General features: G+C 66.0%; 5 protein-coding genes, 1 tRNA gene and 1 pseudogene. 6 read left to right on the top strand and 1 reads right to left on the bottom strand.

All coding sequences use genetic code 11. From position 1 onward, the window contains the following. Both HC022_RS19710 and HC022_RS19715 read left to right on the top strand, forming a co-directional pair. Positions 1-643: CBS domain-containing protein (locus tag HC022_RS19710; protein WP_167453559.1), on the top strand; the 643-nt coding region annotated here is incomplete at its 5' end. A gap of 300 nt (positions 644-943) precedes the next feature. Continuing rightward, a tRNA-Ile gene (locus HC022_RS19715) sits at positions 944-1,020 on the top strand. 281 nt (positions 1,021-1,301) lie between these two features. Here HC022_RS19715 and HC022_RS19720 read toward each other — a convergent pair. Further along, positions 1,302-1,502: pseudogene (locus tag HC022_RS19720) on the bottom strand (IS481 family transposase); the annotation flags it as partial. A 902-nt stretch (positions 1,503-2,404) separates the two neighbouring features. Here HC022_RS19720 and HC022_RS19725 point away from each other — a divergent pair. The 4 genes from HC022_RS19725 to HC022_RS19740 all read left to right on the top strand — a co-directional run. Further along, positions 2,405-2,614: a hypothetical protein gene (locus HC022_RS19725; protein ID WP_175583655.1), complete on the top strand. Its 210-nt coding sequence runs from the start codon at positions 2,405-2,407 to the stop codon at positions 2,612-2,614. Between the two features lie 355 nt (positions 2,615-2,969). Continuing rightward, positions 2,970-3,368 (top strand): teicoplanin resistance protein VanZ, encoded by a 399-nt coding sequence (locus tag HC022_RS19730; RefSeq protein WP_152335399.1) that lies wholly within the window; start codon positions 2,970-2,972, stop codon positions 3,366-3,368. Between the two features lie 119 nt (positions 3,369-3,487). Next, the gene (locus HC022_RS19735; RefSeq protein WP_167453560.1) at positions 3,488-4,099 is read left to right on the top strand and encodes a TetR/AcrR family transcriptional regulator; all 612 of its coding nucleotides are present in this window, start codon (positions 3,488-3,490) and stop codon (positions 4,097-4,099) included. A gap of 15 nt (positions 4,100-4,114) precedes the next feature. After that, positions 4,115-4,507: alcohol dehydrogenase catalytic domain-containing protein (locus tag HC022_RS19740; protein ID WP_167453561.1), on the top strand; the 393-nt coding region annotated here is incomplete at its 3' end.

A 4,507-nucleotide genomic window follows, 5' to 3' on the forward strand; every position in this document is an offset into this window, starting at 1 on the left:
GGCGGCGGTGAACCTGTTCCTCGCGCTCTTCAACCTGCTCCCCGCCTTCCCGATGGACGGTGGACGGGTGCTGCGCGCCCTGCTCGCCACCCGGATGGACCGGGTCCATGCCACCCGCGCCGCCGCGACCGCAGGCCAGGTCATGGCCTTCCTCTTCGCCTTCTGGGGGCTCGCCTCGGGCAACTTCATGCTGCTGCTGATCGCACTCTTCGTCTATTTCGCCGGCCAGGCCGAGAGCCAGGACGTGGCCTCGCGCGCCGTCGCCGGCGGGCTTCTGGCGCGGGACGCGATGATCACCAGCTTCGAGAGCCTGCGCCCGGCCGATCCCATGCATGTCGCGGCCCAGACCCTGATCCGCACCACGCAGCACGAGTTCCCGGTGCTCGACCCGGAGGATCACCTCGCCGGCTTCCTGACCCGCACGACGCTCTTCCGCGCCATGGCCTCAGGGCACACCACGCAGGCGGTGGGCGACGTGATGGAGGAGGTGCCGCAGGTCACCCTCGGCACCGCGCTCGAGGCCGCCCTCGACGCCCTCGCCGATGCCCCCGCCGTCGCCGTCACCGATCCGGACGGCAGGGTGCTGGGCTACATCACGCGCGAGAACGTGGGCGAGCTCATGGTCCTGCGCGCGCCGCGGTGACACGCGGGTTGGGCATGGCGCGAGGCTGGGTCCCCGGGCGGCACAAGGTCGGGTCCTGCGCGGTGCGAGGTTAGGTGCTGAGGCACAAGGTTCGGTCGGGCGCTGCACAAGGTCAGGCTGAGAGCGCGCTCCCACCCGGCCCTTGCCACTTTGCAGGCCGCAGCTCTCCTCCGCCGCTCCTGCCCCTTGCCTTGCCCTGCACGCTGGTTGCTCTGAGGTCAGCGCATGCCCGACGCCCCTCCGTCTGCCGCGCGAAGAGCTTGACCCCTCCGGTACTGATGCTACTGAAGCATGCACGGTGGGCCTGTAGCTCAATTGGTTAGAGCAGGGCGCTCATAACGCCTTGGTTGCGGGTTCAAGTCCTGCCGGGCCTACCAAGAACCACCCAAAATCCAGTAAAATCAATGGCACCGTGGACCATCGTAGCGCAGCATGGGTCCATATTGACTCAATGGGTTACGAGCGACGTGGACCACCGGAATCACGCGTGCCATGGCTTGACCGGAACGGAACCTCCTCCGGCTGCCAGGCCGAGCACCGCAGCCGGGCCAATGCCGCGTCGGTGAGCGCCAGCCGGTCGGGCCCGAAGAAGGCAGGCCCACGCACTATGGTTCGAAGCGATCGCTATTTGTTGGCCCTCGCACCTCGCCACCTCCCAGGTGTTCAGTCCCGGCATTTGGTGGAACGGGTTCAAAATGAATGTGTGCGGCCCTGAAGTCCCGATCTTGCAGATGTACTCGTAGGGCGTGAGCCCGTTGAGGGCCTTGAGCCGGCGCGCGAAGTTCTATGCTGCGATGAAGTCCGAGAGGTGCGGTCTCAGCTGACCGTGGCTGTCGTAGTGGAAGCGTTCGGTCGTGGCGCTTCCGCGACGAACTTGTCCCATAGGGCATCCTTCCATTCCTTCGAAAGGACTACACCCTCACACCGTGGGATCAAACACCTAGGCACCATCACCGTGGGCGGCATCCAACACGCGGTCATCGCCCCTCTCATGGCAACCATGAGGAACAGTCAGACCCCGTGGCAGGGCGTCAGTGAACCCACACACACCGTCACGGCAGGCGGCTCAGGGCTTACCCTCACCGCCGCGTCGCTCATGTCGCTCAAGGGCATCTCGCGTCTGCAAGCGAGGAGCTGGCGGCATGAGAGGCAACGCTGTCCTACAAACCAAATTGCCCCGGCATGCTACGGAAGCCATGCCAGGGCAGATTGATAAAGAAAGAAACTCTTCAATTCTTACAGAACGCCTTTGCGGAAAAAACTCCGCTTCGAGCGTTTACGACATAATCAATTCCACTCACTCAGATGTCCAAACCGGACACCGTGGGTTTTGCCGTGTCACCTCACACGTGTCGAGTCCGATCATCTCGCAGATGCAGAAAAAGATAACAGGTTCAATTTCAACGATTTTTAGATTTCAACTCCTGAAATATACATTTCCAAAAATCGAAACAACTGTCGCCCGCGCGACATACCTCTCAAGCCCGTTACTCGCGCGTCAGCGCTACCATAAGTCACTTGATTCGTTCACCTTTTGGAAACAGTGCGGGGCGTCTGGTCGCCCCCCAATCACGAGGTATTTGGTAACCCCACCCGGAACCTCTCGAACAGGATCTCGCAGGATCCCCGGCTTCTCCCCCTGCCCTCACCGCGGCGCGGTGGCGCTCCGCCTACTGCGCGCGAAACCCATCATCTGCGACGGATGCGGAAGGGAACGGACGAGCACTGGACGAGCTGCCACACCACTTCCAGCTGCACTTCATGCATGCGGCAAAGATCATCGGCTACAAGCATCCCGACCCGCTGAACCGCGACTGGTGGAACTACGTCTGCCGCGAGCACGCCAACGACATGCACGTCATTGTCGAGACCGAGGAGGAACTCGACTTCCGTCTCGGCGAGAGCGAGGCCCAATGGCGCGCCAAGAGCAGCAGGGCGACGCAGGCGTGTTCGGGCATGACGATGCGGTAGAGCACGGCAGTCTGGCGAGTATCCTTGGGCATCTGGGCCTCCCGTTCCGGTGGCCCCATCGTCTTCGGTGCGACGTCATCGGGATCCTTGGGAGGGGTCTTCGGCTGCGCGCGGGCGGCAGGTGCGGTGGCGCGAACACCCTCCCTCTCAGGATATCAACACCCTTCCCGTGCCGGAGGAATCCCTTCCGGATATCCAGCGTCCCCGGATCCGGCGCGGTCTGGGAGGTCGGAACCTTGCCCTCCCACGGCGACGGGGCGAGCGATGGCACGCAAGCTGAGCGCTGGCGTGCGCCGCAGGCGATGAGCGCCTCGCAACCGGGCAGAGGGCTGCCCGCACACGGGCCCTCACGCAGATGGCACTGGATATCGGCCGGTTGGCGTGGTCTGAGTGCCGGATGACCCGCACCTCCCTCTTCACCGCAGCCCTCACGCTCCTGCTCATCCTGACAGTGACCTACCTCACCGTGGGGCCCCGGGTGGTGCCCGGAGACGCGCTGTCCGGAGACAAGGTGCAGCACGCGCTCGGGTTCGGCGCGATCGTGTTCCCCGCCGCCGTTTTCCGGCCCCGCTGGCTCTGGTCCCTGGTGCCTGCCGTCGCGATCTTCGGGGGCATCATCGAGATCGTCCAGATGAGCGTCGGACGCGACGGAGAGCTCGCGGACTGGCTCGCCGACCTGGTCGGCCTGGCGCTTGCGACGGGCTTCGGAGCCGCCGTGCGGGCGGCGTTCTTCCGGACCGTGTCGCGCGCCTGAGGGTGCGCTGGCTGCCGAAAGGCAATCCCACCGGCCCGGCGGGCCAGATCCCCGACCAGAGAAATCTGCCGCGACGTCACCACTAGACGACCGGTCTATTCCCACCTACCTCCTCCGTCATGACCGGAGAAAGCAAATCTGATCTCACGCGGAAGCGTATCCTCGATGCCGGGCGGGTGCTGTTGCTCCGCCACGGCTTTTCGGGCGTCGGCCTGTCGCGCATCCTTGCCGAGAGCGGGGTGCCGAAGGGCTCGTTCTACCACTACTTCGCCTCGAAGGAGGCGTTCGGCGCGGCGCTGCTCGAGGACTATGTCGCGCAGTACCTCGCGAGGGTCGACGCGCTCGCGGCGGGGCCCGGCACCGCCGGCGAGAAGCTCGGGGCGTTCTGGGATGCCTGGCTCGAACAGGCAGGCAACGCGGGCATCGCCAGCGAGTGCCTCGTGGTCAAGCTGGGCGCGGAGGTGGCCGACCTCTCGGAGCCGATGCGCGAGACCCTCGACCGCGGCATCGACGCGCTGATCCTGCGCCTTGCCGCGCTGCTGCGGAACGGCGCGAAGGACGGCTCGATCCGTGCGTTCGACGCCCCCGAGACCACCGCCCGCATGCTTTATGCCACGTGGCTGGGCGCCGCCGTGCTCGCGAAACTCGCGCGCAGCGACGCACCGCTGCGGGCTGCGCGCGACGAGACTGCCGCCCGGCTTGCCCCCTCCGGGCCCCCTGAAACCACCTGACAAGGAGACACCAGCATGTTCGCTGTCATCCATGATACCTTCGGCGAGCCCGCCGACGTCCTCACCGCGCGCGAGACCGCGCGCCCTGCCCCCGCCGCCGGCGAGGTGCTGATCCGCATGGTGCTGTCGCCGATCCACAACCACGACCTGTGGACCGTGCGCGGGCAATACGGCTACAAGCCGCCGCTTCCCGGCGCCATCGGCGGCTCCGAGGCGGTCGGCATCGTCGAGGCGCTTGGAGAGGGCGCCGATCCCGCGCTGCTGGGAAAACGCGTCGCCGCCGCCGGCATGCACGGGAGCTGGGCCGAGTACTTCACCGCTCCCGCGGGCGGCGTCGTGCCCCTGCCCGACGCAATCCCCGACACAGCCGCTGCCCAGCTCATCGCGATGCCGTTCAGTGCCCTGTCG

This window comes from Salipiger sp. HF18 (assembly GCF_011806505.1).
GTDB classification, from domain to species: domain Bacteria; phylum Pseudomonadota; class Alphaproteobacteria; order Rhodobacterales; family Rhodobacteraceae; genus Salipiger; species Salipiger thiooxidans.

Excerpts from the sequence above, each read along its gene's own strand:
- HC022_RS19725 (WP_175583655.1), top strand. The coding sequence starts at position 2,405 with ATGCATGCGGCAAAGATCATCGGCTACAAGCATCCCGACCCGCTGAAC.
- HC022_RS19735 (WP_167453560.1), top strand. The coding sequence starts at position 3,488 with ATGACCGGAGAAAGCAAATCTGATCTCACGCGGAAGCGTATCCTCGAT.
- HC022_RS19730 (WP_152335399.1), top strand. The coding sequence starts at position 2,970 with ATGGCACTGGATATCGGCCGGTTGGCGTGGTCTGAGTGCCGGATGACC.